The sequence below is a fragment of the Ideonella oryzae genome, assembly GCF_024055665.1.
Lineage (GTDB): Bacteria > Pseudomonadota > Gammaproteobacteria > Burkholderiales > Burkholderiaceae_C > Ideonella > Ideonella oryzae.
Genome location: NZ_JAMXMC010000027.1, coordinates 1 through 1831, shown reverse-complemented (window position 1 = coordinate 1831; position 1831 = coordinate 1). Strand labels below are relative to the sequence as shown.

Annotated in this window: 2 protein-coding genes; both read left to right on the top strand. The window is 58.8% G+C overall.

Annotated elements, in window-relative coordinates; all coding sequences use genetic code 11:
- Nucleotides 1–203 precede the first annotated feature (203 nt).
- Nucleotides 204–698, top strand: coding sequence for a hypothetical protein (locus tag M0L44_RS21925; protein WP_252772311.1), 495 nt, complete (start codon nucleotides 204–206; stop codon nucleotides 696–698).
- A 520-nt stretch (nucleotides 699–1218) separates the two neighbouring features.
- Nucleotides 1219–1644, top strand: a complete 426-nt coding sequence (locus M0L44_RS21920) for a hypothetical protein (protein ID WP_252772310.1) — start codon at nucleotides 1219–1221, stop codon at nucleotides 1642–1644.
- Nucleotides 1645–1831 lie beyond the last annotated feature (187 nt).

Below are 1831 nucleotides of genomic sequence, written 5' to 3'. Positions count from 1 at the left end.
ACGCCGCACCTCGTGTAATCTCGCTCATGGACTTCCCCTTTCCGATCAGATTGAACTTCCGCGAGTCAATCTTGGTACCTCGATACCGTCACAGGACTGGGGAAGTCCCTTCGTATTCGGTCAAGCCGACGCCCACAAGCTCCGCTTGCGGGTGCCCTCCGTGCTTCGCACTCCGGCGCGGCTTACCGCGGGCGTTAGGCCGCATGAAACTCGCCGATCCGCCCGCTCGCTCACTTGGACTGCTCGCCGTCGCTGGAAGTGCATTGGGTGTCGTCATGATGCTTCCAATACTTTTCCAAGCCTCTCTTTTTCGTGGCCTAGACCAGTTCGCACTATTCGCTACGCTCTGCCTGTACGGATATGGAATCTGGTCCGGAGTCCAGGCATTCAATTCACGCGAAGGCTGGAAGTTCCATGCTCGGAACTTTTGGTTCGCCCAAGTTCCGGCATTCTCAACGTCGGCCGTGACCTTTATCCTCTCGTGCGGAGCAGGCGCGTGGCTTTTCCTCCGCCTCGGCGAGCATTCGGTCGGCGTCACCGGATCCGCATATCTTGGCAGCGCATATCAGTGGTCCTACATGCAGCACAAGTCAGAGTCACTCCTTGGTCTCAATTTATTCGCTGCGGCGATCGCTGCTTGGCTTACGCTCGCTCTCGTTCGTGAGTCAAACGCGCCCAGCGAGGAAGATGCGGCCTAACCATTCTTCAAGGGGATGCGCCTACGGCACGACCCTTAAGTCAAACGTTGGGCCGCTTGGCTACCTCTCTTTCAACGCCGCTAGGGAGCACCTTGTGCATCGTCGTCTAATCATCTCCGCGCTGACAGCGGTCGCACTACCAGGTTGCGCCAGTCGCCAGCCAAAACCGCCACGCCCTCCAATTGACATTCAGCGCCTGGGACTCCTGCCCATCAAGGAGGTGCCGCCTACTGGAAGTACCGCCCCGTTTTCGGTCGCTGACCTTCCGCCTTCTCCGAAATCATCGAGCCCGCCTCCCATCACACCGGGGCTACTCGGTATGGCCATCGGGAATGCAATTCGCTCTGGTAGAGAGGCCGATCGCCTTCAGCTTTCGTCGGCGCTATCTGTCCTCAATTTTTCAGCCAGGGCCTGCCTATCGCAAGCTCTTCAGCAGCTAGTTAGCGAATGGTCGGTTCCAGTTGAGAACCTCGAAGACGCTCAGCTGGCTACGGCGGTACGAAGCGGAAGCTACAAGAGCATGGTCCCTGGCGTCGACGCGATTCTCGACGTACTGATCGACGGTGCCGGCTATTACCCGGGCAAGCAGGTGGGCTACGTGCCATACCTTTCAGTCACGGCTCGCCTGTTGGAGGCGAAGGATCCAAGCGAGGCAATCGACGACTTTGACTATGAGGTGGGCTACGGCGACGCCAAGGGTGATCCCCGGTTTTTCAATAGCCCGACGCTCTTGGTCAAGACGCTTGATGTCTTTCGCGATCAGGCCCCGTCTATCACTCAAGAGCTAACCACCGTATACCAAACGGTCGCCAAGCAGATTGGCAACGACATCAACCGCGCAATACGAAAGTTGCCACGCGTGAGCGCGCCCACTGGCGCAGCGGCCCAACCCGTCACTGCAGCCGACGCGCTACGCCAGGGTTCGCCAGCCCGCGCGCGCGGCTGAGCTCAAACGTTGATATAGCTTCTTCCTGTCAAGAGGCAACACTGATTTCTCCGCGCAGCGGATCTTGAATTCAAACCCGTTGCCGGACGGGGAACGCGACGGAGCCCGTTGGATGCCACCCGATGTGGATGCGCGACGGTTGCTCATGCTGATATGCGCGGGTTGGGTACCGCAAGACAATTGTTCG

Coding starts and splice junctions, on each gene's coding strand:
- M0L44_RS21920 (WP_252772310.1), top strand. CDS start 1,219: ATGGTCCCTGGCGTCGACGCGATTCTCGACGTACTGATCGACGGTGCC.
- M0L44_RS21925 (WP_252772311.1), top strand. CDS start 204: ATGAAACTCGCCGATCCGCCCGCTCGCTCACTTGGACTGCTCGCCGTC.